The organism is Blastococcus sp. SYSU DS0539, from assembly GCF_054050855.1.
The window spans coordinates 119259-145270 of record NZ_JBJHAF010000001.1 but is presented as its reverse complement, the minus strand read 5'-3'; the positions used below and the strand labels follow the sequence as shown (position 1 = coordinate 145270).

The window sequence follows — 26012 nt, the reverse complement described above, 5'->3', positions numbered from 1 at the left end:
GCGATGGGTGGGGAGAGCTGGTCCGGCGGCGGTGCCGTCAGAGCCCGACGGCGGAGATCAGGTCGTCGAGCTCGGCGAGCGTGATGTCGTCCACGGGCGGCGCCGGGAACCGGGCGTGCGGCGAGCTGATCGCGCCGCGCCGGGCGAACACCTGCTTGCGGATGGTGACCCCGCCGACGCCCAGCTGGGCCTCGTAGCGGATCAGCGGGAGGTGCCGGAAGAAGTACTCCTGCGCCTCCTTGCGCCGGCCGTCGACGAACCGCTCGTAGGTGCCGACCAGCACCTGCGGGAAACCGAAGCCGGTCATGATCCCGTCGGCGCCGCGGAGCAGCTCCTCGTACAGGTAGACCCCGCCGAGGCCGCCGAAGATGCCCACTGGTGCGGAGACCTTCTCCCGCACCGCCGTGATCTTCGGCAGCGTGGGGGTCTCCTCCAGCTTGAGGTACCGGCAGTTCTCGATCTCGTCGAGCAGCCGCACCAGGAAGGCGGCGGGCATGGTGACGCCGGTATTCACCGGCTCGTCCTGCACGACCACCGGCACCGACACCGCGTCGGCGACCATCCGGAAGTGCTGGAAGACCAGCTCCAGGTTCTTGGTGTTGTCCGGTGGCGCGAGCATCACCGCCGCGACGCCGGCGTCCTCGGCCCGGCGGGCGTAGTCGAGGGCCATCCGCGTCGCCCGCGCCGACACCCCGGCCACGACGGGCACCCGGCCGGCGGTCGCCTGCACGTAGCGCCGGAGCACGCGTTCCCGCTCCTCGTCGAGGAGCTTGGCGGCCTCGCCCATGATCCCGAGGATGGTGAGCCCGTGCGAGCCCGCGCCGAGGTAGTCCTCGACCAGCGTGTCGATGCTGCCCTCGTCGACGGCGCCGTCCTCGGTGAACGGGGTGAGTGTGATGGGGAGCACACCCCGGAGCTCGCCGCTCACCGGCGGATACCCTTCGGGCGCGGTCTACTGGACCAGCCGGAACATCTGGTGATTGCAATCACAGGAGCACCGTAGCGGCTACCGCGCCGGGCCTCAGGCCCGGACCCTCCGGGGTGGCCCGGGATCGGAGGACGGATGACCCGCTCACGCTTCGCCGTCGTCGGTGGCGGCATCATCGGGACAGCGGTCGCCCGCCGGATCCTCGAGCTGCGCCCCGACGCCCAGGTCACCCTGCTGGAGAAGGAGGAGCGGCTCGCCGCCCACCAGACCGGCCGCAACAGCGGCGTGGTCCACGCCGGGCTGTACTACGAGCCCGGCTCGCTCAAGGCCCTGCTGTGCCGCCGCGGCGTGGGACTGCTCAAGGAGTTCTGCGCCGAGAAGGGGCTGGGCTACCAGGAGGTCGGCAAGGTACTCGTCGCCCTGGATGCCGCCGAGCAGCACCGGCTCGACGCGATCGCCGACCGCGCCCGCGCCAACGGGGTGCCCGGCATCCGGATCATCGACCGCGCCGAGCTGCAGGAGCTGGAGCCGCACGTCACGGGCATCGCCGGCCTGCACTCCCCCACCACCGCGATCGTCGACTACGCCGGGATCACCCGGGCGCTGGCCGCCGACGCCGAGGCCCGGGGCGCGACCGTGCGCACCGGGTTCACCGTCACCGGTCTGCAGCACACCTCCGGCGGCCCGTCCGAGGAGGTCGTCGTCCGCGGTGGCAGCGGCGAGGAGATCGTCGTCGACCAGGTGGTGCTCTGCGCGGGGCTGCAGGTCGACCGCCTCGCCGCACTGGCCGGCGACGTCGACGCACCGCGGATCGTGCCGTTCCGCGGCGAGTACTTCGCGCTCGTGCCCGAGAAGCGGTCGCTGGTCAACGGCCTGGTCTACCCGGTGCCCGATCCGCGCTACCCGTTCCTCGGCGTGCACCTGACCCCGAGGTTCGACGGCGAGGTGCTGGTCGGCCCCAACGCCGTCCTGGCCCTGGCCCGCGAGGGCTACCGCCGGCGTGACGTCAGCCCGCGGGAGCTCGCCGAGATCGTCCGCTACGCCGGGTTCCGCCGGTTCGCCGCGCAGCACTGGCGGACGGGCCTGGCGGAGATGCGGGGATCGCTGAGCAAGCGCACCTTCACCGCCGCCGCCCAGCGGTACGTCCCCGAGCTGACCGCCGCCGACCTCGTCCCGGTCGCCGCGGGCATCCGGGCGCAGGCCCTGGAGGCCGACGGCAGCCTGGTCGACGACTTCCGCATCACCCAGAACGGCGCGGTGGTCGCCGTCCGCAACGCCCCCTCCCCGGCCGCCACCTCGTCGCTGGCCATCGCCGAGCACATCACCGACGCCCTGCTCGGTCGCGGCCCGGGGTCCTGAGCCGGTGGCCCCCGGCGCCACCCCGCCTCCGGCCTGACCGGCATGCGCGTGCCCGGCAGGAACCGTGGCCCGGCGAGCTCGCGCGTGGCGGCCACCGCCGCGGTCAGCGTCACGACGGTCGGGGTCCTGCCGGTCTACATGGTCGGCGTGCTGTGGGTGCAGCTGCGCGCGGACCTCGGCGTCGGGCCCTCGCTGCTCGGCGTCCTGGTGGCCTGCTTCTTCTCCGTCTCCGCGGTCTCGGCCCTGACCGCCGGCATGGTCGTGCACCGCTTCGGCTCCGCACCGGTGGTCCGGCTCTCCGCGCTGGTCGGCGCCGCCTCCCTGCTGCTGATCGCGCTGGCCGGTCACCACACCGCCGTGCTCGTCGGGGCGCTGGTCCTCGCGGGCTTGGGCAACGGGATCGGGCAGCCGGCGAGCAACGACCTCATCGCCCGGGCGGTGAGCCCCGACCGGCACGGCCTGGCCTACGGCACCAAGCAGGCTGCCATCCCGCTGTCGACGATGATCTCGGGCATCGCGGTCCCGCTGGTCGCCATCCCGCTGGGCTGGCGGCCCGCGTTCGCGATCGGGGCCGGCCTCGCCCTGGTCGTCATGGTCACCGTGCCCAGCGGCAGCCGGCTCCGCCCGCCGGGGTCCGCCGGGGCGTCGGAGGCGGCCGGCCCCTTCCGTCGGGCGGCGTTGTTCGTGCTCGCCGTCGGGATCATGCTGGGTGCGGCCACCGGCAACGCGCTGGGCTCCTTCTTCGTCGCCACCGCCGTCGACTCCGGGATCTCGCCGGGCACCGCCGGCGTGCTCGCGGCCGTCGCTAGCGGCGCGGGCGCGCTCGCCCGGATCGCCTTCGGCTGGCTCGCCGACCGGGTGCGCAGCAGGTGGCTGCTCGTCGTCGCCGCTCAGATGGCGATCGGAGGCCTCTCCTACGCCCTGCTCGGCACCGGCGTCGAGGTCCTCATCGCCGCGGGCGCGGTGATCGGCTACTGCACCGGCTGGGCCTGGGCGGGGTTGTCCACCTACTCGGTCGCGCGGATGCACCCGGGCATGGCCGCCCGCGCCACCTCGATCACCCAGGGCGGGATGGGCGCCGGCGCGGCGCTGGGACCACTGGTGTTCGGCGTCGTCGTGGCGGCGACGTCGTACGCGGTCGCCTGGTACGCCACCGCGGCGGTCTCGGTGCTCGCGGGGGCGGTCATCCTCCAGGGCCGCCGGATGCTGCTGCACGACCGGCCCGGGCTGGTGGCCGCGCAGCGGCTGCGCCGGCGGACCCGGCACGCCTGACCCGGCTCAGCCCGGCGCCTCCTCGGGCGGGAGCGCCCGCAGGATGTCCAGCGCTTCGGCCAGCGAGGGCGGCACGACGCCGGGTTCGTGGCCGGCCGCGGCCAGCCCCCGAGCGCTGAGCTCGTGCCGCCGCACCAGCCCGCTGGACAGCAGCGGCGGGACCCCGGTCCCGGCAACCGTGTCCCGGGCCATGCGCACCTCCACGGACCGGCGGCCGGCGTGGGCGACGTGCGTGGCGACCAGCATCGTGGCGAACTCCCGGGTCGAGTAGCGGTCCAGCGTCTCCTCGACCATCGCCATCAGCGGCTCGACGACGTCGAGTTCACGCGCGGCGAGCATCGCCTCCACCCAGAGCCCCTCCATGCCCTTGACGACGACGCTGCGCAGCATCTTCAGCGCCGCCGCGGCACCGATCTCGCTCCCGACCACCGCGGCGTTGAACCCGGCACCGGTCAGCAGCCCGGCCGCCTCGGCCGCGTCCGGGCCGGCCAGCGAGATGGGGATCCGGGCGCCGTCCAGCGTGATGCCGCCCCCGGTCATCACCCCGTCGACGACCCGCACGCCGGTCAGCGTCGCGGCCACCTCGTGCTTGGTCGCGGGCTCCGTGGAGTTCAGGTCGACGTAGAGGACCCCGGCCGCCGCGTGCGGGGCGAACCCGGCCGCCGCGGCCACCGCGGTTCCGGGCGTGACCAGCGAGAGCACGACTTCCCGGTCGGCGAGGCCCGCCGGGTCGTCGACCGGGGTGGCCCCGGCCGACCCGATCGCCGCCCGGACCGCCGGCCCGCGGGCGGCGTCCAGCAGCACCCGGTCGTGCACCGCCAGGTCCACGCCGGCCGCGGCGACCGCACCGCCGATGACCCGGCCGGCCTCCCCGAAGCCGATCAGCCCCCAGCGGCCGGTCACCGGGCGTCCTCGCCGGCCACGTGCTCCTCCGCGAGCGCGGCCAGCACCCAGGAGCGGTCGAGGGTGCCCGCGGCGATGGCGGCGAACTGCTCCTCCTCGGCGCGCAGCCGCTCCTCGCCGCGGCCCACCACCTCGACGGCCTGCTCGTGCGGCAGCACCACCACCCCGTCGGCGTCGCCGACCACGACGTCACCGGAGCGCACGACCGTGCCCCCCGCCTGGACCGGTCCGTGCACCTCGCCCGGCCCGTCCTTGTACGGCCCGAGGTGGTTGATGCCCAGCGCGAACACCGGCACCGGGCCGGCGGCCAGGCCCTCGGCGTCCCGGACGGCGCCGTCGACCACCACGGCGGCCACCCCGCGGGTGGCGGCGTAGCGGGCCATGATCTCGCCGAGCACGGCTCTCTCCAGCGAACCCGCGCCGTCGACCACGAGCACGTCGCCGGGCTCCGCGAGGTCCAGCGCCCGGTGGATGACCAGGTTGTCCCCGGCCCGGGTGCGGACGGTCAGGGCCGGGCCGGCCACCCGCGGCCAGTCCCCGCCGGGGACCCGGTGCACCCCCCGGACGCCGCCGGTCCGCTCCATGCTGTCGGACAGGATGCTGGTCGGCAGCGCCCGGCAGCGCTCCAGCAGGGCGGGGTCCGGGCGCGGGCCCCGGGGATGGCGTCGGCAGGTGCTCATGTCGTCCTCTTCCTCGTGCTGCGGTCGGGGGACTTCCTGGTCACGTCGGGACCTGGGCGTGCGCGCCGTCCTTGTGCCGGCGCAGGTGCAGCGCGGCCACGGGCAGACCTCGGGAGCGGCGGACCATGCGCCGGGCGACCCGGATCGTCAGGGCGGCGAGCAGGCTGAGGGCCGCCGCCACCGACCAGGCCGCGGCGTAGGAGAACGTCTGCGCGACGACGCCGAAGACCAGCGGCCCGCTGGCCGCGCCCAGGGAGAGGCCGGTCTGCACGAAGCCGGTGACCGACGCCGCGGCGGCCCGGTTGTCGCGGATGACCGCGAAGTGGAAGAGCCCGGTCCACCCCCAGCCGAGGCCGTAGGCCATGGCGGAGCCGATGAGGAACGGCACCGTCCGCCCGGTGGCCAGCAGCGCGTAGCCGACCGCCCCGCTGGCCAGCAGGTTGGCGATGAACAGGTAGCGGCTGCGGTCCGGGTGCCGGTCGGCCAGCCAGCCGAAGCCGACCCGGTTGACCAGGCCGAGCACGGAGCAGGCGGCAAAGAGCAGCCCCGCCGCCGCCGGCGACGTGCCCGCGGCCACCGCCGAGTCGACGAGGAAGACCCCGGTCGAGGTGGCGGCCGAGGAGCCCAGGAAGCCGCCGAGGGTGAGCACGAGGAGGCCGCCCCGCGGCAGGCCCTTGTCCGTGCCGGCCGGCGCCCGGGCCGCCGGCGCGTGCACCCGCGCGTCACGCCCGCTGACCTGCGACCAGACCAGGATCGACACGGCCAGCGCGACCCCGGCCACCGCCGCCCACCGCCAGCCGAAGACCAGCGCGATGCCCGGCACGGCCAGCCCGCCCAGCAGGGTCGCCGCGGGGATCGCGGCCTGCTTCATGCCGAAGGCCAGCCCCAGCCGCCGCTCGGTGACCAGCTCGGAGATCCCCAGGTTGGCCGCGGGCTGCGCCACCGCGTTGCCCAGCCCGCCGACGGCCAGTGCCAGCATCAACCACACCGGCGACTGGGCGAGCGCCACCGCGGTCAGCGAGCCGATGGCCAGGCAGGCGGCCAGCGCGGTGCCCCGCCCCGAGCCGAGCCGCTGCACCAGCCGGCCGGCGGGCCGCGCGCACAGCCCGGACACCGCGAACAGCGTCGCGGCGGCGAAGCCGAACAGCCCCAGGCCGACGTCGAGGTCGGCGCGGATCTGCACCGCCAGCGCGCCGACCAGGAAGGCCGGCAGCACGCCGAGGACGGAGACGGCGACCGCCTGCAGGGTGGCCCGCGTCGTCGACCGCGGCGCGGCGTCCGGGGGTGGATCAGCCACGGACCGGGGTGCCGAGGGGCCGGCCGACGCGGTCGGCCAGCTCCAGGAGCGCGGCGTGCGTCCCGGCGTCCAGCGGGACGCCCCGCTCCCGGCGCAGCGCCCGTTCGGCCGCCGACCGTTGGCCGGGGGTGCGGACGGCGACCCCCTCGTCGACCGGTGCGAGGTCGCGCAGCTCGGTCAGCAGCCGGCGGGTGCGTTCCTGCATCGTCCCGGGCTCCCCCAGCCGGGCCGGGTCGAGGACGACGACGAGGTGGCTGGTGTCCGGGGGGCGGGCGCCGGACCGGAAGGTCAGGTTGCCGACGCCGGGGCCGAACGGTCCCCCCGCCAGGACGGCGGTCAGGAGCTCGACGAGCAGCCCGAGGCCGTACCCCTTGTGGCTGGACCGCTCGCGGTCGCTGCCGAGCGGGAGCAGCGCCCCCTTCCCGGGGTAGACGGCCGCCGGGTCGGTGGTGTCCTGGCCGTCGGGGGTCAGCCCCCACCCCGAGGGCACCGACCTGCCGGTGCGCAGCGCGATCTCGAACTTGCCCCCGGCGACGGCCGAGGTGGCCATGTCGAAGACCATCGGCTCCTCGCCGGCGACCGGCATGCCCAGCGCCAGTGGGTTGGTGCCGAGGTAGGGCCGGTACGCGCCGGCGGGCGCGACCACCGGGCCGGTGTTGGTGGCGACCAGGCAGACCAGCCCCTGCCGCGCCGCGTCGTAGGCGTAGGAGCCGCTGGCCCCGTGGTGGCTGCTGCGGCGCACGTTCACCCACCCAACCCCGGACCGCCGGGCCCGCTCCACCGCCTCGGCCAGCGCCACCTCGGTCACCGGGTGGCCGAGCAGGCCGTGCCCGTCGACCAGGGCGACCGCCCCGCCGTCGGAGTGCACGGTCGGCTCGCCGTCCGCGGCGATCGAGCCGTTGCCGATCATCGTGACGTAGGCCGGCAGCCGGGCGATGCCGTGCGAGTCGATGCCCGACAGGTCGGCGTAGCCGAGCACGTGGGCGACCGCGCGGGCGTACCGGGGCCGCACGCCGACGGCTTCCAGCACGTCGGCGGTCCACGCCTCCAACGCGGCGGCCGGCACCCGCACCACCGGTTCCTCGACGGCCGCCGGGCCGGCGGCGGGTCTCCCCGCGGCCGGCGCCCCGTCCGGGGCATCGGCCTCGAACGCGGCGAGCACGGCGTCGGCGACCTCCGACGTGGCGGCCGGCGCCACCCCGTCCGGTGCGAGGTCGTAGGTCCAGGGTCCCTCCCGCAGCACGGTGCGGGTCGCCCTCCGCAGCCGCTCGCCGATCGGCCGGGTCTCGTCGAAGTGCTCGAGGAGGGACACGAGGGCGAGGAACCCGCCCAGCGGGTCGGCCTGGTCCAGGCCGGCGCGGCGGGGCGCCGAGCCGTGGGCCGGCTCGAACAGGCCCTGGCACCGGCCGCGGAGCGGCGCGCCCGGGTGGATGGAGGCCGATCCGCACAGCGCGGGGGAGCCCGCCCGGCCGGCCGCGAGGTCGCTCAGGATGTCCCCGAGCAGCCCCTCGGTGACCATCACGTCCGGGACGGCGGCGCCCGACCCGAGCTCGAACGCGGCGCGGTCGACGTAGCGGTGCTCCACCGGGACGCCGCGGGCGTCCGCGACCTCCGTGGCGGTCTGCCGCCAGAGCCGGCCGGTGGCGTACAGGTTCGCCTTGTCGACCGAGACGAGGCGGCCCGGGCGTCCGGTCGCGGCGGCCCGCTGCTCGAGCACGTCGACGGCGAGGTGCACCACCTCGGCCACCCGCTCGGGCGTCAGCCGGAGGACGTCGGCGGCCTCCCCGCCGTCGGTGCTGAACGTGCGGTCCGCGGCGCCGCCGTAGGAGCCGCCGATGAGGTTGCGGACGACGGTGAGGGTGCTCTCCTCGTCGACGGGGACCTCCCGCACCGAGATCCGCAGGTCGTACCGCTCGCGGAGCCGGTGCAGGGCCACCTCGGGACGGGGGCACACCTCCGGCGGCACGCGCGGGTCCTCCCCCACGGCGCCGAGCAGCAGGGCGTCCGCGGCGTCACAGGCCTCGAGGGTCGCCTCCGGCAGCACGGACCCCTCGTCCGCCGCGGCCCGCGCCCCCACCGGCCAGGGACCGGTCACCTCGACCGCGCCCTCCTCGGCGAGCCGGCGCAGCAGCCGGGACGGCCCGTCGAGCACCTCTGCCCCGACGCCGTCGCCGGGGAGCAGCGCGATGCGGATCACCGCTGCACCAGCCGGCGGCCCACCGTGGTCATGATCAGCTCCGTGCCGGACTCCCCGACCGATCGCTCGAGGTCGGCGAGCCAGCCCGGCAGCGCCTCCTGCATCGTCGGGTAGTGGGCGTGGCCGAGGTCGCCGCCGAAGGCGAGCATGTCGTGCGGGTAGACCTCGCCGAGGGTCGTCGACGGCGGCCCGTCCGTGGTCAGGATGTCGGGCAGGATCCCCAGCTCGAGCACGACGCCGAGCCGGGCGAACTCCGGCGCGGCGGCATCGTCCCACTCGAGGAACGGCATCCGCGGGTGGTTCAGGAGCATCCGGGTGACCCCGGCCGCCTTCGCCGCGCGGAAGAGGACCAGGGCCTGCGCACAGGTGAGGTGGCCCGAGGCGAGCACCAGGTCGTGCGCCGCGACGACGTCGAGGACGTCGTGCCAGCCCGGCAGCAGGTCGCCCGCGTCGTCGAGGACGTCGACCTGCCGGAAGGCCAGGTTGCGGTGGACCGACAGCTCCGGGCTCGACACCGAGGCGATGTGCGCGGGGGCGGAGACCGTGGGCATCCAGACCACGCGCCCGCCGAGCCGTGCGGCGACCTCGACCGCATCCGGGTTGGCGCCTCCCACCGGGGAGTTGAGCACGATGCCGCCGACCACCTCCACCCCCGCGGCGGCCTCGCGACCGGCGGCGAGCACCGCCCGCTCCACCGTCGACCCCTCGTGCGCCTTGAGCACCGCGAAGTCGATCCCGACGTCCCCGTGCGCGCCCAGCACCTCGTGGTCGAGCCCGTGCCGCTCCACCAGACTGGGTGCGCCGTGGACGTGCAGGTCCGCGACCCCGCCGATGAGCGTCGTCACGGAGCCACTCCGCCCGTGCCACCGCTCCCGCGGGTGTCGCTGCCGGTCGTGCTCGACGGTGCGGTGGTCGTCGCTCCGGAGCCGGCCGGCGCACCGGACGCCTTCGGCGCCTCCGCGGGTTCGCTGTCCTCACCCGGCAGCATCGCGCCGAGCGGCCCGCCCACGGAGTGCCCGGCGCGCCGGCGCAGGAACAGGTGCACCAGGGTGCCGACGAAGCCGAGTGCGAGGCCCACGCCGATCCACAGCGGCTCCATCACCAGCAGCGCGAGCGCCGCGCCCAGGAAGAACACCCGCTCCGGCCAGCCGGCCGGGCCGACCAGCCACTTGCCGGTGACCACGGCGAGCGCGCCGACGGCGAGCGCGGAGGCGACGAAGGCGATGGCGACCGTGGCAGCGCCGCCCTCGAAGAGCAGCCCGACCCCGTTGGGCGACAGCACGAAGATGAACGGCACGAGGAAGGCCGGCAGCGTGTACTTCCAGGTGAGCCACATGGTGGGCACCGGTTTGCCACCGGTGATCGCGGCCGCGGCGAACGGCGAGAGGGCCGTCGGCGGCGAGACCTCGCTGAGCACCGCGTAGTAGAAGATGAACATCGCGGCGGCGAACGGCTCGACGCCCACCTGCTGCAGAGCCGGCGAGATGATCACGAACGAGATGATGAAGCTCGCCGTGACCGGTACCGCCAGCCCGAGCAGCACGACGACGATGGCCGAGAACAGCGCGGTCAGCGCCAGGCTGCCGCCGGCGAAGTCGACGATGATGCCCGCGAGCCGCAGCGCCAGACCGGTGAGCGTCATGACGCCGACGATGATCCCGGCGACCGCCATGACGGGGATGACCGAGAGGGCGCCGACTGCGCCCTGGCCGAGCGCGTGCCAGATCCGCTTCGGCGTCATCCAGTGCTCGCGGTCCAGGAAGCTCAGCAGGAAGGCCAGCGCGGTGGCGTACACGACGGCGCGGAAGGGCGTGTAGCCCAGAGCCAGGAAGAAGACGATCGCGGCCAGCGAGCTGAAGTGGTATCCGAACCGGAACAGCAGCCGCCACGCCGACTTCTCCTCCACCTCGACCTGGTGCGTGCCGTGCCGGCGGGCGTCGAACTCGATCGCCAGGATGATCCCGAGGTAGTACAGGATCGTCGGGATCGTCGCCCAGATCAGCACCTCGAGGTAGGAGACGTTGAGCAGCTCGGCGATGATGAACGCCGCGGCGCCGAGGGTGGGCGGCGACATGATCGCGCCGATACCGGCCGCGGCGAGCACACCGCCGCCGGCCTCCGACGAGTAGCCGGCCTTGCGCAGCAGCGGCCAGCCGAAGCCACCGAGGGTCACCGTCGTCGCCACGCCGGAGCCCGACACCGTGCCGAGCAGGAAGCCGGACAGGGTGACCGTGCGGCCGGGACCGGCCGCCGACTGGCCGAAGGCGGCGAACGACAGGTCGATGAAGAACTTCGTCGCGCCCGAGGCCGCCAGCACCGCCCCGTAGATGGTGAACAGGATGATGTAGGTCGCGGCGACGTCGAGCGGTACGCCGAAGATGCCCTGGGTCCCCATGACGTTGTGCCCGATGAGCCGCGGCCACTGGAAGTCCGCGGTGGTGAACGGGCTCGGCATGGAGGTACCGAAGTAGGCCATGGCCAGGAAGGCGGCCACCACGATCGGGACCAGCAGGCCCACCGTGCGCCGGGCCGCCTCCAGCACCAGGACGACGAGCAGGGTGCCGATGATGAGGTCGGTGTCGGTCGGGACGATGGCCCGGCGGAAGAAGCCCTGCCAGTCCCGCACCATGTAGATGGCCGGCACCAGCGACGCCAGGGCGAGGAGCCAGTCGAGGACGTTCGGGTGGTCGGCCTTGCCCTTCAGCTTGTCCTTGTCCGACCGGCCCCACCCGCGGTAGGTCAGGAAGGTCAGGAACAACCCGATGCTGAGGAACGTCGGGAGGTACACCTGCCGCGGCATGGGGTTGAACACCCAGTAGAGGGCGAAGAGGGCCAGCCCCACGCCCACGACCGCGACGACGTGCCCCGGGATGCCGGTGAGGTGCCGCGCCGGCTTCTCCGCCTCGAACTCGGCGAGCAGCGCCTCCTCGTCGATCGTGTCCGGATCGACGTCCCGGTCGCCGCCGGGGCTCTTGTCGATGGTGGAGGCGTCCTCGACCCCCTCGCGCGCGCCCGCGCTGGACGGCGGTGCCCCCGGGACGTCGTCCCGGTCGGTGCCGGGGCGGCCGGCCACCGCGGTCGCGCCGCCGCCGTCGGCCGGCTCGGGCCCGGCCTGCTTCTGCGTCCAGCGTCGGAGATTCATCAGCTCTCCTCGATGTCGAGTATCACGGAGGGGTCTTCGGTGACGACGCGCTGCCAGATCGGGACCGGCTCGGAGCCGGGCACGAACAGTGTGCGCTCCCCGAGGTCGGTCGCGGCGATGCGGAGCTGCTCGAAAACAGCCGGTCGGCTCGGGTCGGGGTCCACCACGAACGGGAGCCGGTCGCCCGGCGGTGACGGTCGCGGGGCGCCCGGGACGGCGTAGTACTCCTCGAGGACCGCGACCTGCTCGGCCGCCAGCTCGACCAGCTCGAACCGGCCATCCGGGAGCACCCGGTAACGCTCCTCGGCGAGCGTCCGGTAGATGCTGTTGCGGTACCCGACGGCGAAGGTGTCGCCGGCGAGCGGGACCTGCGCGATGAGCTTCCCGTCCGGCCCGCGCACGACGACCGCCTGCTGCGCGTCACCCCGCGCGGCGATCGCTGCGACGCCGCCGGCTCCGGCGAGCACCGCGAGCACGGCGAGCACGGCGAGCAGCAGGCGGCGGCGCATGATCGGCGGGCGGGACGCCCCGCGGCTGCCGGGGCCGGACGACGGTCCGGCGCCCGGCAGCAGCACGGGGTTTCGGGAAGGGGTCAGCCGACCGAGTCGAAGTAGGCCTGCGCGCCGGGGCAGGTCTCGATGAACTCGACGTCGTCAGCCGTCTCCGCGTTCAGCTCCTCGGCCGCGGGGTGCACGGTGATCAGCTGCTCCTCGTTCTCGAAGATGGTGCGGGTGATGGCCTCCTGGAGGGCCTCGTCCATGTCGGTGCGGACGACGAGGATGTTCGGCGACACCACGTTCGGCACGGCCTCGTCCTGGCCTTCGTAGGTGCCGGCCGGGATGTCCTCGGCGAAGTAGTAGTCGCCGTACTCCTCGGAGAGCGGCTCGGCGTACTGACCGGTCGGGATGAGCACCAGGTCACTGGTGCTCGCGAGGTCGACGATCGCGCCGGTGGGCAGGCCACCGGACCAGGCGCCGGCGTCCACCGTGCCGTCCTGGATCGCGGCGACCGTCTCGGCCACGCCCAGCTGGACGCGCTCGATGTCGGCCTGCGGGTCGACGCCGGCAGCCTGCATGATCCGGTCGGCGGTGACCTCCGACGCCGAGCCCACGGCGCCGGGCGAGACGCGCTTGCCCGCCAGGTCCTCGATCGAGGTGATGCCGGTGTCGGCGGTCGTGAAGAAGTGCACGAAGTTGTTGTAGGTGTTGCCCAGCGAGCAGATGTCCAGCGGCTCGCTGAAGGTGTTCTCCCCGTTCGCGGCGTCGGACACGACGTCGCCGAGGGCCAGGGCCATCTGCGCCTGGTTGGTGTCCAGCAGCTGCATGTTGTCGACCGACGCGTTGGTCTCCTGGACGGTGACCGTGAGGCCGGGGATCTCGGAGCTCAGGAGGTTGGCCATACCACCGCCGTAGGGGTAGTAGACGCCGCCGGTGCCACCGGTGGCGAAGGTCAACTGCTCGTTGAACTCCTGGCCGGCCTCGCCACCGCCACCGGCGGCCGGCTCCTCGGCGTCGTCACCTCCGCACGCGGCGAGGGCGAGGGTCGTCACGACCCCGAGGGAGAGGAGCAAGCGGGAGCGCTTGCCGGAGGAGGTACCGAGGGTCGTGGTCATCAGTGGCCTTCCTGTCGGATGCGGATGGAGTCGGGCTGGAGGGCCGACGGCAGGAACCGCATGACGGCCCCACCGCACCCGAGTGGCACGTGCCCGTGCAGTGGAGCAGGTCACACAGGAGTGAACCAGTTCACAAAACGGCTGTCTACTGTTTACATTGTCACGGGACGATGACGATTCCCCCACGTCGCGCGGAGGTGCGGTCCGGTGCAGCAGGAACGACCGATCGCGACGCTGCCGCTCCGTGAGCACGTGTACGAGCGGCTGCAGGAACTGCTGATCAGCCGCAGTCTGGCGCCCGGCGACCACCTGGTCGAGGAACGGCTGGCCTCGCAGCTGGGCGTGAGCCGGGGCCCGGTCCGCGAGGCGCTGCAGCGGTTGCACCGGGACGGCTGGATCACGATCCGCCCGCGGTACGGGGCCTTCGTCAACCAGCCGACGGCCCAGGAGGTGCACGAGTTCTTCGAGGCCCGGGAGTTCGTGGAGCGTGAGGCCGCGCGCCTGGCCGCCGAGCGCTGCACCGCCGCGGACGCCGTGCGGTTGCTGGAGATCTGCGACCAGGCCGACGCCGACTGGGCGCTGGGTGCCCCGGCCCAGGAGATGGCCGCCCACACCGCCCGGTTCCACCGCGCCGTGCTGGAGTGCGCCCGCAACCACATCCTCCTGGAGTTCGGCGAGCAGCTCTCCCACCGCAGCCGCTGGTTCTTCGCCCCCCTGGTGTCCTCGATCGCGCCGCGCGCCTGGGCGGAGCACCGTCGGGTGGCCGAGCTCATCGCCGCGGGCGAGGCCCACCGCGCCGCGGAGGCGATGCACAGCCACATCGCACTGTCCCGCGACTCCTACCTCGACATCCACCCCGACGGCGACACCTACGCGTGCCTCGATCCCGTGGCCTCCCCGTCCCCGCGGGCACTGGGCTCCGGCCGGTGACCGCACCTCCCATCCCCGACCGGAAGAAGCGACCCATGGCCCACCCCCCCGTCGTCCTGGTCACCGGCGCATCGAGCGGCATCGGCCGCGCCTGCGTCGATGCCTTCCTCGCCCAGGGTGCGCGTGTCGTCGCCGCCGCCCGCCGCACCGACCGGCTCGAGGAGCTCGCGGCGCAGCACGACGGGGCCGTGCTCCCCCTGGCGCTCGACGTGCGCGACCGGGCTGCGGTGAACGCCGCGCTCGGGTCCCTGCCCGAGGACTTCTCGCCGATCGACGTGCTGGTCAACAACGCCGGGCTCGCCCGCGGCAGGACCCCTCTGCACAAGGACGACCCGGACGACTGGGACCAGATGCTCGACACGAACGTGCGCGGCCTGCTCAACGTGTCGGGCGCGGTGCTCCCCGGCATGGTCGAGCGCGGCTCGGGTCACGTCATCAACGTCGGATCGAACGCCGGCCGCGAGGTCTACCCCGGCGGCACCGTCTACTGCGCCACCAAGGCCGCCGTCGAGCGGATCACCCGCGGCATGCGGATGGACGTCCTCGGCAGCGGCGTCAAGGTCAGCGAGGTCGATCCGGGGATGGTCGAGACCGAGTTCTCCGTCGTCCGTTTCCACGGCGACCAGCAGGCGGCCGACGCCGTCTACGAGGGCGTCACCCCGCTGGCGCCGCAGGACATCGCGAACGTCGTCACCTGGATCGCCGGGCAGCCGCCGCACGTGGTGATCGCCGACGTCCTCGTCTACCCGCTGGACCAGGCGGGCTCCGGGAAGATCGCCCGCAGGAAGGGATGACCGTCCCCTGACGGCCGGGGCGGGCACCGGCACGGGAACCGGGCGGCGGCGGGACTTCCCGGGCTGGCGAATGGTCTGGGCGCTCTCGGTCACCGAGACCGTCTCCTACGGCGTCCTCTACTACTCCTTCGCCGTCTTCCTCGTGCCGATGCGCGAGGAGCTGGGTGCCTCGACCGCCCAGCTCTCCGGCGCGCTCACCCTCGCCCTGGCCCTGACCGGGATCGGCGGGGTGGTCGTGGGCCGGTGGCTGGACCGCTCCGGTCCCCGCTGGATCATGACCGCCGGCAGCCTGCTGGGGGGCGCCTCGGTGCTGGCGTGGTCGCAGGCGGAGGGACTCCTCGGCCTGTACCTGGCCTTCACGGGCATCGGGTTGGCCAGCGCCGCGGTGCTCTACGAGCCGGCGTACGCGGTGATCAACACCTGGTTCCGCCGCGATCGGGCGAAGGCGCTGCTGACCCTGACCGTGGTGGCCGGGTTCGCCTCGACGATCTTCCTGCCGACGTCGCAGTTCCTCATCGAGCTGCTCGGCTGGCGATCGGCGCTGGTCGTGCTCGCCGCGGTCGTAGCGGCGTGCGCCGTGCCGCACGCGCTGCTGCTGCGCCGGGCACCCGCCGACCTGGGCCTGGCGCCCGACGGCCGCCCCGATCCCGGACCGCCGCCGGGGGCCGGCGCGGGCGCGCCGGACGCCACGACGGTTCCCGACCTCGCTCCCTACCGGGGCACCGGCGCGGCCTGGCGACGGCCCGCGGTGCGCTGGCTGACCCTGGCCACGGCGTTGCAGATGGTGGCGAACGCGGTGGTCGTGGTCTTCCTGGTGGCCTACCTGCTCGAGGCCGGGGCACCACCCGGGCTCGCCGCGCTGGCGGCCGGCGCGCTCGGCGCGCTCTCGGTGACCGGGCGGGTGGTCCTCACCGTGCTCGCCGCCCGGCTGGGCATCGGCAACGTCACCGCCGCGATGGTCGCCGGGCAGGCGCTCGGGGTGATGCTGCTGTTCCTGCTCCCCCAGCCGGCGGCCACCGTCGTGTTCGTGCTCCTGTTCGGCGTGGGCTTCGGGGTCCTCAACATCGCCCGCCCGGCACTCCTCGGGCAGTACGTGCCCGGGGTGGTGTTCGCGACGGTGTCCGGCCAGCAGGCCCTGGTCGGCCAGTTCGGCCGGGTGGTGGCACCGATCGCCGGCGGCGCGCTGATCACCGCCTCCGGCTACGGCGCCGGGTTCACCGTGGTCGCCGGCTGCGCGCTCGCGGCGGCCACCCTGCTGGTGCTCTCCGAGCGCGCCGCTCGCTGACTCAGGCGCCGGGCCCGGAGGGCACGGCTCAGACCACGCGGGTCAACGCCGGCCAGAGACCGTCCGGCCCGTCGGCGAGCACCCCGGCACCGAGCACGCGGGACCACGCCAGCTCGCTGCCGGCCTCGTCCCGCCACGACCACAGCCGCCGCGTCAGGTGGTGCAGCTTGTGCTCCTGGGTGAAGCCGATCGCCCCGTGCACCTGGTGCGCCAGCCGGGCCACGACCTCGACGGCGGCGCCGGCCCGCACCTTCGCGGCCGCGGCGGCCAGGACGACGTTCTCGCCCCGGTCCAGCGCCTGCACCGCGGCGTCGGTCAGCGCCGTCACCGCGGTCACCTCGCCGGCCATCTCGGCCAGCTCCATCTGGATCGCTTGGAACTTGCCCAGCGGCCGGCCGAACTGCTGGCGCTCGCCCGCGTACTGCACCGTCCACGCCAGCACCTGCTCCAGCGCCGCGGCGAGCTGCACCGCACGCGCCAACGCGTAGCGGGCCCGCACCTCGTCCGCCTGCGCCGTCGTGAGCAGCGCCCCGGACGCACCGACCTGGTCCAGCACCAGCGCCCCGCGCGGCTCGCCGGCCAGGTTGAACGCGTCGGTCGCCGGCAGCGACGAGGCGTCGACCAGCGCCAGGACGGATCCCGTCATCCCCGCCGGCGCCGGCACGAGGACGACGACGGACGTCGCCGCCCCCGCCCACGCGACGTCGGGAACCGTGCCCGACAGCGTGAACCGGCCCGGCCCGTCCCCGTTGTCCACCGGGTGCACCGTCACCGCGTCGGCGATCGCGACGGTCGTCGGCTGCTCGGGCGAGGGCAGCTCGAGGTCCGCCGCCACCAGCGCGGGCCCAGCCACCAGCAGCTGCTCGGCCACCGGCACCGCCGCGGCACCGGCCGCCAGCGTCCGGACGATCGCCACCGCGTCGGCCAGCTCACCGCCGGAGCCACCGGCCTCCTCGGGCAGCCCGACGCCGGTCAGCCCGGCCTCGGCCAGCGCCGCCCACAGCCGCTCGTCCCAGCGCCGGTCGGCGGTCAGCACGAACGGCTCGTGCGAGCCGAGGATGTCCCGGACCGTCTCGACCACCAGGTCCTGGTCGGTTGCCATCAGCGCAGCCCCAATCCACGAGCGACGATCCCGCGCAGGATCTCGTTGGTACCGCCGCGCAGGGTGAAGCCCGGCTGGTGCAACTGCGCCTCGGCGAGTGACCGGGCCAGCGGATCCGGCGAGTCGAGCGACGGCGTCACGTCGACGACCTTGCGGATCTCCTCGATGATGTCGGCCTCGAACGTCGTCCCGACGTCCTTCACCAGCGCCGCCGGGATGTTCGGCAGCTCGCCGCGGTCCAGCGCCGCCGCGATGCGCAGCGACATCTGGCGCAGCGCCAGCACCCGCGACGACAGCCGCCCGAGGACGGCGAGCTGCGCGGGATCGCCCGTCTCGGCGACCCGGCGGCCGAACTCGGCGACAAGGGGATACGTCGACAGGAACCGCTCCGGGCCGGACCGCTCGAAGGCCAGCTCGGCGGTCACCTGGTGCCAGCCGTTGCCCTCCTCGCCCAGCAGCATGTCGCCGGGGACGACGACGTCCTCGAACACCACCTCGTTGAAGTGGTGGCCGCCGTCGAGGATGCGGATCGGGTTGATCGTGATGCCCGGCAGCGACAGGTCGACCAGCAGCTGCGACATGCCCGCGTGCCGGTTCGCCGGGTCCGACGGCGAGGTGCGCACCAGCACGATCCCGTAGTGGGAGTGGTGCGCGTTCGACGTCCACACCTTCGCGCCGTTGACCACCCAGTCGCCGTCGCCGTTGCGGGTGGCCTTCGTGCGGATCGAGGCCAGGTCGGAGCCGGAGTCCGGCTCGCTCATCCCGATGACGAAGTAGCACTCCCCCGCGACGATGCGCGGCAGGATCTCCTGCCGCTGCTTCTCGGTGCCGTAGGTGAGCAGGTTGGGGCCCGACTGCCGGTCGGCGATCCAGTGCGCGGCCACCGGGGCGCCCGCGGCCAGCAGCTCCTCGGTGACGGCGTAGCGCTCCATCGCCGAGCGCTCGTGCCCGCCGTACTTCTTCGGCCAGGTCATCCCGAGCCAGCCGCGCTCGCCCAGCTTCTTCGAGAAGGCCGGGTCGACGCCGGACAGCCAGGTGTCCACGTGCGTGCGGAACGTGCCGGCGGCCAGCTCGGCGGCGAGGAAGTCGCGCACCTCCGCCCGGACCTGCTCCGCCGCCTCGGACCGCGGTGCGGGTGCCAGTGTCAACGAGTTGCTCATGCGACTCCCCAGGTGTGGTCGTGCCCACTGCGGTTCTACAGGGCCCGGAAACCGCACTGTCCGCCGGGCCCCGTCACCGGGTGCGCGGGCCCCGGTTCCCGCCGCGGCGGCCTGCGCCAACGGCGCGGCCCGCGGAGGGCGTCATCGCTCCGGCTCGTCCTCCGAGGACGCCCCGCGGGTCAGCTGGCGCAGCTCGGTGACGACGTCGGTGGCCACCGTGCCCAGCGACGTCAGCGCCTCCGACACCAGCCGGCGGACGCCCGGCACGTCGAGGCCCAGTGCCGCCCCGACGCCGGATCCGGGGTCCAGCCCGCCGAGCTCCCCGGTGGCCGGCGCCCGCTCGGCCAGCTCCGGTGACCAGCGCATCGCGTCCCCGGACAACGACCAGTCACCGGTCGCACCGTCGATCGCCTCGGTGACCGGGTTCGAACGAGCCGACGAGTCCATGACCGCCTCCTGCCGGGTCACTCCATGGTGACGCGAAACGGCGGCGGCCGGAAGTGGTCGGGACATTCGGAGTTGCGGCCCCTGGAGCGGGGCCCCGGGTCCGGCTACTGGAATACGGCCCCCGGAGTCACGGCGCCGGGCGGCGGGTCAGCGCCAGCAGCGCGATGTCGTCGGCCCGGTGCACCCCGGTCAGCTCCGCGAGCAGCCGGTCGCACAGCTCCTCCGGGTCCGCCGTGCAGGAGCGCGCCGCCACCTCCAGCAGCCGGTCCAGCCCCTCGTCGATGTCGGCGCCGCGGCTCTCCACCAGCCCGTCGGTGAACAGCAGCAGCGTCGCCCCCACCGGCAGCACGCCGGTCCACTCCTCCGCGGGCGCCGGGGGTGCGCCCAGCATGCGGGTCGGCCGCACCGGCAGGTACTCCGCCGTCCCCGGCGTGCACAGCAGCGGCGGCAGGTGCCCGGCCGAGGCGATCCGCAGCTCGCCCGTCGCCGGGTCCAGCGTCGCGAACAGCGCCGTCGCCATCCGCTGCAGCTCGAACAGGTCCCAGTTGTGCTGCAGCCGGTCGATCAGCACGGCGGGCGTCGGCCGGTCGGCCGACATCGCCCGGGTCACGCTGCGCAGCTGCCCCATCGTCGCGGCGGCCGTGATGTCGTGGCCGACGACGTCCCCCACCACCAGCGCGACCTGGTCCCCGGGCAGCCGGACGACGTCGTAGAAGTCGCCGCCGACGTCGACGCCCTGCGTCGCCGCGACGTACCGCACCGCCGTCGTGAGGGACGGCAGCTGCGGGGGCGACGGCGGCAGCAGGCTGGCCTGCAGCGTGTGCGACGTCCGTTCCTCGAACTCGAACCGCTGCACCTTGTCCACGACCTGGGCCAGCTGCAGCGCCAGCTGCTCGGCCACGTCCACGTCGGCGGCGGTGAACGGCGGCCGCCGCCGGTCCACGGCTAGCGTGACCACACCGAGCCGGCGGCCGTCGACGATCATCGGGACGCTGACCAGCCCGGTCAGCTCCAGCCGCCGGGCGGCGTGGAGCAGCGCGCTGTCGACGGTGACCGCCTCGAACAGGTCCCGGGCCTCCGCGACGTCGCGCACCCACTGCGTCCGGCCCTCGCGGAGCGCCCGGGCCACCGGGTGCACCGGGGAGTGCTGCGCCAGCTGGCTCTCCCGCAGCCGGTCCAGCCACGGCTGGCGCGCCGGGTCGCGGTGCCGGGCGATGGGGCGGGTCATCCCCTGCTCGGTGACCAGGTCGATCACGCAGACGTCGGCCAGCCCGGAGACCACCAGCCCGGACAGCCGCTCGACGGTCTCGGCGACGTCCGCCGCATCGGCCATGAGCCGCGAGGCCTCCAGCAGGAAGGCCGATCGCTCCCCCTGCTGACGGGTCTGCTCGTACAGCCGCACCCGCTCGAGCGCCTGGCCGGCCTGCCGGCCCAGCGTCCACAGCAGGTCCACCTCCGCCGGGCTCAGCGGCTGGTGCTCCCCGGGCTCCTCCAGGCTGATGAGGTCGCCGCGGGCCGACGTCCCCCGCGCCAGCACCAGCACCCCCAGCCGCTTGGAGTCGGCCGAGACCGGCACGATCACCAGGTCGGTCAGCCCGTCGGCCGCCATCGTCTCCGCCAGCTTCGGCTGGTCGGCGCGGAGCCGGACATCGAGGACGATCGACCGCAGCCCCTGCGCCAGCTCCAGCGCCAGCCGGCTCCCGGCCGCCTCGCGCAGCCGGCGCAGCAGCTCGCGCGACAGCCCCTCGGCGCGGACCGGCCGCAGCGCGGGCAGCTCCCGCGGGTCGTCGGCCTCGCCGTCGACCATCACCAGGGCCGCCCCACCGGCCCGCATCGCCGCCCGCCCGCGCTGCACGATCACCGTCGCGACGTCCTCCGGTGTCATCGCGGCGGCCAGGTCGAACACGACCTTCTGCACCACCCGTGACCGGGCCTCCGACTCCTCGGCCAGCCGCTGCGCCGCCAGCAGCTCGCGCTCGTAGCGGCGCCGCGCGGTCGCCTCGAACAGCGTCGCGCGGACCAGCAGCGGCGCGCCGTCGTCGTCGCGCACCTCGACGGCGTTGAGCAGGCACGGCAGCAGCGTGCCGTCGATCCGGGTGATGTCGATGGCGATCTCGCGCACCGCGCCCTGCATGCGCAGCAGCGGGACCAGGTGCGTCTCGTAGAACACCCGCCCGCCCACGCTGAGCAGGTCGTGGATCCGGCTGTCGAGCAGGTCCTGCGGCAGCCGGCCGGTCCAGGCGCAGAACGTCCGGTTGGCCTTCACGATCCGGCCGTCGGGCAGCGTGGACAGGTAGCCCATCGGCGCGTTCTCGTAAAGGTCGGCCGGGTCCTCGTCCAGCAGCCGGTTCAGCCGGCTCGCCGGGTCGCGCGCGTCCTCCGGGCCGGTCACGACCCGCCGCCCCGGGGGGTCACGGCGTCAGGAACGCGCGGATGGCGGCCGTCGTCTCCTCCGGCGCGGACAGCTGGGGTACGTGCCCGCTGGCCCGCATGCGCACCAGCACGCTGCCGGCGATCGCGCGGTGCACGTACTCGCCCACCACGTCCGGCGCGATCGCGTCGGCACTGCACTGCAGCACCAGCGTGGGCACGTCGATCCCGCACAGGTCGGCCCGGTTGTCCGACAGGAACGTCACCCGCGCGAACTGGCGGGCGATGTGCGGCGCGGTCCGGCAGAAGCTGTTGGTGAGCTCCTCGGCCAGCTCCGGCCGCTCCGGGTTGCCCATGATCACCGGTGCCATCTGCGCCGACCAGCCGAGGTGGTTGCTGTCCAGCGCGTCGAGCAGCCCCACGATGTCGCTGCGGCTGAACCCGCCGACGTAGTCGCCCTCGTCGATGTAGCGCGGGCTCGGGCCCACCATCACCAGCGCACCGAACAGCTCCGGCGCCCGGTGGTAGGCCAGCACCCCGATCATCGCGCTGACCGAGTGCCCCACGAAGACGACGTCGGAGAGCTCCAGCTCGCGGCAGATCTCGACGACGTCGGCCGCGTACCCCCGCAGCGACCCGTACTTCTCGGGGTCGTAGGCCGACAGGTCCGACTGCCCGGAGCCGACGTGGTCGAACAGCACCACCCGGTGGTCGACGGCGAAGTCCGGGGCGACCAGGCGCCACAGGCTCTGGTCGCAGCCGAATCCGTGGGCGAACACCATCGGCCGCCCCTCCGGGGGTCCGATGACGGTCACCCGGTTGCGTGCCACGACGCTGCCCACGCAGCCGACCGTAGTCGAGTTGGAGCCCGGTGTCGTCGATCTCCGCGCTCCGCGCGGAACCGGACCGCGCAGGTTCTCCCGGCACGCTCACCGTCGGTGAGCCCCGGACGACGGACCGCCGCGCGCCGCCGGGACGCGACCCGGACGCGTCACCGGGCCCGGACAACCGCTGTCGGGCGGGGCCCGGGTGCCCCTACGCTCCGCGGCATTCCGCTCCGGCCCGCCCGGAGCACCGGCCCGAGCCGCCGAACGAGGTGCGTGCCATGACCGCTGTCGCGGTCCGTTTCCCCGCCATCCCCTCCCCCCGGTCCGCGGCCGAGCCCACGCCGGCCGACGGAGTCGTCCCGGCCGCCGCACCGCCCAGGCCTTCCGGCCGGGCCGCCGCCTACCAGCGCGTGCTGCACCAGCTCGTGCGCCGGGAGCTGCGCACCCTGGCCGACGTCGCCACCTGGGCACCCGACGGCGAGTGCGCCCGCACCGGGATGCTCGCCTGCCACGCCGAGCTGCTCGCCCGGGTGCTGCTGCACCACCACGCCGTGGAACGGGAGTCCGTCTGGCCGGCCCTGCTGCGGGCCGCCCCGGAGGCCGACCGCCCCGCCGCCGAGGCCGCCGTCGCCGCCTGGACCCTGGCCTGCTCGCACATCGACGCCGCGCTCCGCGACCTGGACACCACCGCCCGGCAGTGGGTCGTGTGCGGCAGCGGACGCGCCCGGGACGGCTTCGCCCGGGCCTGCCGGCGCCTCGCCGAGGACGTCGCCGCGCAGACCGCCGAGGAGGAGGCGACCCTCCTCCCGCTGCTCGACCGGCACCTCACCGACGCCGACTGGACGGCGACCATCCGGACCGCACGGTGCGGGCTCTCCGGTCGCCAGCAGCTGCTGGTGCTCGGGCTCGCGCTGGAGGACTCCTGCGCCGGTGACCGCGCCCGCCTGCTCAGCGGGGTGCCGCGCTCGACCCGGCTGGCCTGGCGCCTGTACGGCGGCGGCCGCTACCGCGCCGCTGTGGTGCGGCTGCGCGGCGCCCCGCCCGCCGTCTGAGCGCCCGCCACCGGCAGGTGCCCGGCCGGGCTCAGTAGCGGGACGTCCCGCACTCCCGGCAGCGCTTGCGCGGGGTGACCGCCTGCCCGCGGCAGTTGTCGCAGACCCAGGTCGTCCGCTCCTCGGTCGTCGTCGTGCTCATGGCTGCCCCCTCCGAGTGTGTGTCCCCGACGGTAGGCAGCCGGGATGTCCTCGGGATGACGCCGAGGTTGCCTTTGGGCGGAGGCTCACAGCCCGCCTGCCGTGCCTCGGGAGGCCGCGCGGACGATAGTTGTCCGCCGGAACTGACGACGGAAGCGACGGGCATTGACGACAGCACGACAGGCAGCGACGCAGGACGCCGACCTCGCGGCGGAGCAGGGCTACGTCACCGGCCTGCACCAGCGGCTCGACGAGGTCCGGGCGCGCACCGTCACCCGGCTCCAGGAAGCGCTGGCCACCGTGCCGCACAACCCGCAGGCGATCGGTGAGCGCGAGGCCGCCGTCGAACTGCACTCCCAGCGGATCGTCGCCCTCGACGCCGCCGACAGCGGGCTGTGCTTCGGCCGGCTCGACCGGCACGACAGCGAGGTCGCGCGCTACGTCGGCCGGATCGGGCTGAACGCCGACGACGGCCGCGACGAGCCGCTGCTCGTCGACTGGCGCGCCCCGGCGGCCCAGCCCTTCTACACGGCCACGCCGCTGCACGACCTCGGCGTCCGGCGCCGCCGACACATCCGCACCCGCGGCCGCACGGTCGTGAGCCTCACCGACGAGACCCTCGACCTCACCGATCCCGAGCTCGTCCAGCGGTCGGGTATGGCCGGCGAGTCGGTGCTGCTGGCGGCGCTCAACGCCACCCGCACCGGCCGGATGAACGACATCGTGCGCACCATCCAGGCCGAGCAGGACCGGATCATCCGCGCCGACCACCGCGGTGTCCTGGTCGTGCAGGGTGGCCCCGGAACCGGGAAGACGGCGGTCGCCCTGCACCGCGCCGCCTACCTGCTCTACACGCACCGGGAGCGGCTGGCCCGCAGCGGCCTGCTGATCGTCGGCCCCTCCCCGACCTTCCTCAGCTACATCGCCGACGTGCTGCCCTCCCTGGGGGAGACGGGCGTGGTGCTCGCCGACCTCGGTGGGCTGCGCCCCGGCCTGCAGGCGCACGCCCCCGAGCGGCCGGAGGTGGCCGTGGTGAAGGGACGGCTGGCGATGGTCGACGTCGTCACCGCCGCGCTCCGCGGCCGGCAGGCCGTGCTCGACAAGCCGGTGGCCCTCACCATCGACGGGACGCCGCTGCGCTTCACCAAGGCCGACGCCGCGCGGTGCCGCAGCCGCGCCCGGGCCGTCTCCCGGCTGCACAACGAGGCCCGGCCGGCGTTCGTGCGCGCCGTTCTCGACCTGATCGCCCGCAAGTACGCCGACAAGCTGGGTGAGAACGTGCTGGGCGGCGGCAATCTGCTCGGTGAGGGCGACGTCGCCGCGCTGCGCCGGGAGGTGGCCGCCGAGCCCGCCGTCCACGCGCTCGTCGACCGGCTGTGGCCCCGGCTCACCGCCGAGAAGCTGCTGCGCGACCTGTTCGCGTCGCGCCCGCGGCTGGAGGCGGCGACCCGCGGCTGGTCCGATGCCGACCGCGCGCTGCTGCTCCGGCCGCCGTCCGCGCCGTGGACCCCCGCCGACGTCCCGCTGCTGGAGGAGGTCGACGAGCTGCTCGGCGTCGACGACAGCGCCGAGCGCGCCGAGGCCCACCGGGAGCGGCAGCGCCGGCTGCAGCACGCCCAGGAGACCCTCGACCTGCTGCACGGCTCCCGCTCCACCGACTGGGAGACCGAGGACGAGTCCGAGGAGCTCTCTGCCGGTGACCTGCTCGACGCCGAGGGCCTGGCCGAGCGGCAGGAGGTCACCGACCACCGCTCGACGGCCCAGCGCGCGGCCACCGACCGCACCTGGACCTACGGGCACGTCATGGTCGACGAGGCGCAGGAACTCTCGGCCATGGCCTGGCGGGTGCTGCTGCGCCGCTGCCCCACCCGGTCGATGACGCTGGTCGGCGACGTCGCCCAGACCGGCTCGGCCGCCGGCGCCTCCAGCTGGGCAGAGGTGCTCGAGCCGGCGCTCGGCCCGCGGGACATGCGCGGCTGGCGCCTGGAGGAGCTGACCGTCAACTACCGCACGCCCGCGGAGATCATGGACGTCGCCGCCGAGGTGCTCGCCGCGGGCGGGGCGGCCACGTCGGCGGCCCGGTCGGTGCGCTCCACCGGCGAGCGGCCGTGGGCCCGCCAGGTGCCCGAGGACGAGCTGGTCGCCGCGGTGGCGGACGCGGCCGCCGAGCTCGACGCCGCCGAGGGGACGCTCGCCGTCATCGTCCCGCGCAGCCGCGTCGACGCGGTGACCGCAGCCGTGCGCGCGGCCCTCCCGTCGGCCTCGGCCGACGGCGACCTCACCGCCGGCCCGGTCGTCCTCACCCCCGAGGGGAGCAAGGGCCTGGAGTTCGACTCGGTGCTGGTCGCCGACCCCGTCGGCGTCCTCACCGAGGGCGTGCGCGGCCACAACGACCTCTACGTCGCGCTCACCCGTGCCACCCAGCGGCTCGGCGTCGTCCACCCCGGCGAGCTGCCCCCCGAGCTGAAGGGCCTCGACCCGCGCTGAGCGGGGGTGTGCTCAGGCCCTGATGCC

At 74.7% G+C, this 26012-nt stretch carries 21 protein-coding genes; 7 read left to right on the top strand and 14 right to left on the bottom strand.

Features of this window, described 5'->3' with window-relative positions; all coding sequences use genetic code 11:
- Positions 1–37: 37 nt before the first annotated feature.
- Complete coding sequence (locus ACI790_RS00670) at positions 38–928, bottom strand: dihydrodipicolinate synthase family protein (protein ID WP_456567848.1); 891 nt, start codon at positions 926–928, stop codon at positions 38–40.
- A gap of 135 nt (positions 929–1063) precedes the next feature.
- On the opposite strand from ACI790_RS00670, the gene lhgO reads away from it, so the two are divergent.
- Together lhgO and ACI790_RS00660 are read left to right on the top strand one after the other, a co-directional pair.
- Complete coding sequence (gene lhgO, locus ACI790_RS00665) at positions 1064–2287, top strand: L-2-hydroxyglutarate oxidase (protein WP_456567847.1); 1224 nt, start codon at positions 1064–1066, stop codon at positions 2285–2287.
- Between the two features lie 84 nt (positions 2288–2371).
- Complete coding sequence (locus ACI790_RS00660) at positions 2372–3559, top strand: MFS transporter (protein WP_456567846.1); 1188 nt, start codon at positions 2372–2374, stop codon at positions 3557–3559.
- A 6-nt stretch (positions 3560–3565) separates the two neighbouring features.
- On the opposite strand, the gene ACI790_RS00655 is transcribed toward ACI790_RS00660, so the two are convergent.
- Genes ACI790_RS00655 through ACI790_RS00620 form a run of 8 tightly spaced genes read right to left on the bottom strand, consistent with a single transcriptional unit; the run spans position 3566 to position 13390 of the window.
- The gene (locus tag ACI790_RS00655) at positions 3566–4462 is read right to left on the bottom strand and encodes a DUF1932 domain-containing protein (RefSeq protein WP_456567845.1); all 897 of its coding nucleotides are present in this window, start codon (positions 4460–4462) and stop codon (positions 3566–3568) included.
- A complete protein-coding gene (locus tag ACI790_RS00650) occupies positions 4459–5142 on the bottom strand; it encodes an RraA family protein (protein WP_456567844.1) in 684 nt (227 codons plus the stop codon). Before ACI790_RS00650 ends, ACI790_RS00655 begins: the two co-directional genes overlap by 4 nt.
- A 40-nt stretch (positions 5143–5182) precedes the next feature.
- Entirely contained in the window at positions 5183–6439 is a 1257-nt protein-coding gene (locus tag ACI790_RS00645) for an MFS transporter (RefSeq protein ID WP_456567843.1), read from the bottom strand.
- Positions 6432–8636, bottom strand: coding sequence for an Ldh family oxidoreductase (locus ACI790_RS00640; protein WP_456567842.1), 2205 nt, complete (start codon positions 8634–8636; stop codon positions 6432–6434). The genes ACI790_RS00645 and ACI790_RS00640 overlap by 8 nt, the downstream gene beginning before the upstream one ends.
- On the bottom strand, positions 8633–9481 hold the full coding sequence (locus tag ACI790_RS00635; RefSeq protein ID WP_456567841.1) for a DUF6282 family protein: 849 nt from the start codon (positions 9479–9481) through the stop codon (positions 8633–8635). The genes ACI790_RS00640 and ACI790_RS00635 overlap by 4 nt, the downstream gene beginning before the upstream one ends.
- Positions 9478–11778 (bottom strand): TRAP transporter permease, encoded by a 2301-nt coding sequence (locus ACI790_RS00630; protein ID WP_456567840.1) that lies wholly within the window; start codon positions 11776–11778, stop codon positions 9478–9480. Before ACI790_RS00630 ends, ACI790_RS00635 begins: the two co-directional genes overlap by 4 nt.
- Entirely contained in the window at positions 11778–12353 is a 576-nt protein-coding gene (locus tag ACI790_RS00625) for a hypothetical protein (RefSeq protein ID WP_456567839.1), read from the bottom strand. Before ACI790_RS00625 ends, ACI790_RS00630 begins: the two co-directional genes overlap by 1 nt.
- 17 nt (positions 12354–12370) lie before the next feature.
- Positions 12371–13390 (bottom strand): TAXI family TRAP transporter solute-binding subunit, encoded by a 1020-nt coding sequence (locus tag ACI790_RS00620; RefSeq protein WP_456567838.1) that lies wholly within the window; start codon positions 13388–13390, stop codon positions 12371–12373.
- A 207-nt stretch (positions 13391–13597) separates the two neighbouring features.
- On the opposite strand from ACI790_RS00620, the gene ACI790_RS00615 reads away from it, so the two are divergent.
- From ACI790_RS00615 to ACI790_RS00605, 3 genes are all read left to right on the top strand, one after another.
- Positions 13598–14320 (top strand): GntR family transcriptional regulator, encoded by a 723-nt coding sequence (locus ACI790_RS00615; protein ID WP_456567837.1) that lies wholly within the window; start codon positions 13598–13600, stop codon positions 14318–14320.
- A 35-nt stretch (positions 14321–14355) separates the two neighbouring features.
- A complete protein-coding gene (locus ACI790_RS00610) occupies positions 14356–15114 on the top strand; it encodes an SDR family NAD(P)-dependent oxidoreductase (protein WP_456567836.1) in 759 nt (252 codons plus the stop codon).
- 70 nt (positions 15115–15184) lie between these two features.
- Positions 15185–16399 carry an MFS transporter gene (locus ACI790_RS00605; RefSeq protein WP_456567835.1) on the top strand — a complete coding sequence of 405 codons (1215 nt, stop codon included), beginning with the start codon at positions 15185–15187 and terminating at the stop codon, positions 16397–16399.
- Positions 16400–16427: 28 nt separating this feature from the next.
- Here the strand turns inward: ACI790_RS00605 and ACI790_RS00600 are convergent, their stop codons facing one another.
- The 5 genes from ACI790_RS00600 to ACI790_RS00580 form a co-directional block, all read right to left on the bottom strand.
- Complete coding sequence (locus tag ACI790_RS00600; RefSeq protein WP_456567834.1) at positions 16428–17501, bottom strand: acyl-CoA dehydrogenase family protein; 1074 nt, start codon at positions 17499–17501, stop codon at positions 16428–16430.
- A complete protein-coding gene (locus ACI790_RS00595; protein WP_456567833.1) occupies positions 17501–18661 on the bottom strand; it encodes an acyl-CoA dehydrogenase family protein in 1161 nt (386 codons plus the stop codon). The genes ACI790_RS00600 and ACI790_RS00595 overlap by 1 nt, the downstream gene beginning before the upstream one ends.
- A 141-nt stretch (positions 18662–18802) precedes the next feature.
- Positions 18803–19108, bottom strand: a complete 306-nt coding sequence (locus ACI790_RS00590) for a hypothetical protein (protein ID WP_456567832.1) — start codon at positions 19106–19108, stop codon at positions 18803–18805.
- 127 nt (positions 19109–19235) lie between these two features.
- Entirely contained in the window at positions 19236–21500 is a 2265-nt protein-coding gene (locus ACI790_RS00585; protein ID WP_456567831.1) for a SpoIIE family protein phosphatase, read from the bottom strand.
- 19 nt (positions 21501–21519) lie between these two features.
- The gene (locus tag ACI790_RS00580; protein ID WP_456567830.1) at positions 21520–22320 is read right to left on the bottom strand and encodes an alpha/beta fold hydrolase; all 801 of its coding nucleotides are present in this window, start codon (positions 22318–22320) and stop codon (positions 21520–21522) included.
- Between the two features lie 263 nt (positions 22321–22583).
- On the opposite strand from ACI790_RS00580, the gene ACI790_RS00575 reads away from it, so the two are divergent.
- Positions 22584–23357: a hemerythrin domain-containing protein gene (locus ACI790_RS00575; RefSeq protein ID WP_456567829.1), complete on the top strand. Its 774-nt coding sequence runs from the start codon at positions 22584–22586 to the stop codon at positions 23355–23357.
- Between the two features lie 306 nt (positions 23358–23663).
- The gene (locus tag ACI790_RS00570) at positions 23664–25985 is read left to right on the top strand and encodes an ATP-binding domain-containing protein (RefSeq protein WP_456567828.1); all 2322 of its coding nucleotides are present in this window, start codon (positions 23664–23666) and stop codon (positions 25983–25985) included.
- The last annotated feature ends 27 nt before the right edge of the window (positions 25986–26012 follow it).

Coding starts and splice junctions, on each gene's coding strand:
- ACI790_RS00630 (WP_456567840.1), bottom strand. CDS start 11,778: ATGAATCTCCGACGCTGGACGCAGAAGCAGGCCGGGCCCGAGCCGGCC.
- ACI790_RS00650 (WP_456567844.1), bottom strand. CDS start 5,142: ATGAGCACCTGCCGACGCCATCCCCGGGGCCCGCGCCCGGACCCCGCC.
- ACI790_RS00610 (WP_456567836.1), top strand. CDS start 14,356: ATGGCCCACCCCCCCGTCGTCCTGGTCACCGGCGCATCGAGCGGCATC.
- ACI790_RS00595 (WP_456567833.1), bottom strand. CDS start 18,661: ATGAGCAACTCGTTGACACTGGCACCCGCACCGCGGTCCGAGGCGGCG.
- lhgO (WP_456567847.1), top strand. CDS start 1,064: ATGACCCGCTCACGCTTCGCCGTCGTCGGTGGCGGCATCATCGGGACA.
- ACI790_RS00605 (WP_456567835.1), top strand. CDS start 15,185: ATGGTCTGGGCGCTCTCGGTCACCGAGACCGTCTCCTACGGCGTCCTC.
- ACI790_RS00620 (WP_456567838.1), bottom strand. CDS start 13,390: ATGACCACGACCCTCGGTACCTCCTCCGGCAAGCGCTCCCGCTTGCTC.
- ACI790_RS00590 (WP_456567832.1), bottom strand. CDS start 19,108: ATGGACTCGTCGGCTCGTTCGAACCCGGTCACCGAGGCGATCGACGGT.
- ACI790_RS00575 (WP_456567829.1), top strand. CDS start 22,584: ATGACCGCTGTCGCGGTCCGTTTCCCCGCCATCCCCTCCCCCCGGTCC.
- ACI790_RS00600 (WP_456567834.1), bottom strand. CDS start 17,501: ATGGCAACCGACCAGGACCTGGTGGTCGAGACGGTCCGGGACATCCTC.